At 66.1% G+C, this 1,126-nt stretch carries 2 protein-coding genes; both read left to right on the top strand.

Features of this window, described 5'->3' with window-relative positions; translation table 11 throughout:
* Positions 1 to 452: arginase family protein (locus SB4_RS18150; protein WP_478212461.1), on the top strand; the 452-nt coding region annotated here is incomplete at its 5' end.
* Positions 453 to 459: 7 nt separating this feature from the next.
* The coding region (locus tag SB4_RS18145; protein WP_193753883.1) for a deoxyribodipyrimidine photo-lyase at positions 460 to 1,126 on the top strand (667 nt) is incomplete at its 3' end.

The following is a 1,126-nucleotide window of genomic DNA, read 5'->3' as shown; positions in this document are numbered from 1 at the left end:
AGGGCGATGGAACCGCCGCGCTGACGGCGGGGCGGCATGACATCGTGACCTATTCGATCCATGCCGAGAAGAACTTCCCGGCGCGCAAGGCCCGGTCGACCTTGGACGTTGGGCTGGCGGACGGCGTCGACGACGATGGGTATCTGGCGGAGCTGGAGGCGACGCTGGTGCCGTTCCTCGACGAACATCGGCCCGACATCATCCTCTATCAGGCGGGCGTCGATCCCTTTGTCGAGGATCGGCTGGGGCGACTGGCTCTGACGCGAGAGGGACTGATCGCTCGGGAAAACCTGATCGCCGACATCGCCCTGGCGCGGGGGTTGCCGTTGGCGAGCACGGTGGGCGGCGGCTATGGCGACGATGTGATGGCGATCGCGCAGCGGCATGTCGACGCCATCATAACTCTGGGTGAAAGACTGTCCCATCGGAACCCGGCGCGCATCGAAGCGTAGCGGCTGGATGACCGCATCCCCCACGATCCTGTGGTTTCGCCAGGATCTTCGCCTTCACGACCAACCCGCGCTTCTTGCCGCAGCAGAACAAGGACCGGTCATTCCGGTCTATATCCTGGACGACGACACCCCCGGCGACTGGCGGATGGGAGCGGCGCAGCGCTGGTGGCTGCACCACAGCCTGACGTCGCTGGCCAAGGACCTGAAGGCGCTGGGCAGCCGCCTCATCCTGCGACGCGGCAAGGCCGTCGAGACGTTGCGCGCGCTCATGGAGGATACGGGCGCGACGACGATCCACGCCATTCGCCATTATGAACCCTGGTGGCGCGCCGCCGAGGAGAAACTGGGCGATCGGCTGTGCCTGCACGACGGCAACCACCTCGCACGGCCCGAACTGGTCACCACCGGCAGCGGCAAGCCGTTCCGCATCTACTCGGCGTTCTGGAAGGGCCTGCAGGAGCATATGCCGCCTGCCCATCCGCTCGATCCGCCATCTTCGCTGGATGCGCCCGACCACTGGCCGAAAAGCGAGAAACTCGCTGACTGGGCGCTGTTGCCGATCAAGCCCGACTGGTCGACCGGTTTTGCCGAAGACTGGACACCGGGCGAAGCGGCGGCGCGCGAACGCATGGCGGATTTCGGCGATAAGGCGGTCGCCTATGACACGGCGCGCA

Origin of the sequence: Sphingomonas sanguinis, assembly GCF_001476905.1 — a bacterium.
Classification (GTDB): Bacteria; Pseudomonadota; Alphaproteobacteria; order Sphingomonadales; family Sphingomonadaceae; genus Sphingomonas; species Sphingomonas sanguinis_B.
Note: the sequence above shows the minus strand (reverse complement) of the source record. Positions and strands in the feature narration are given on the sequence as shown.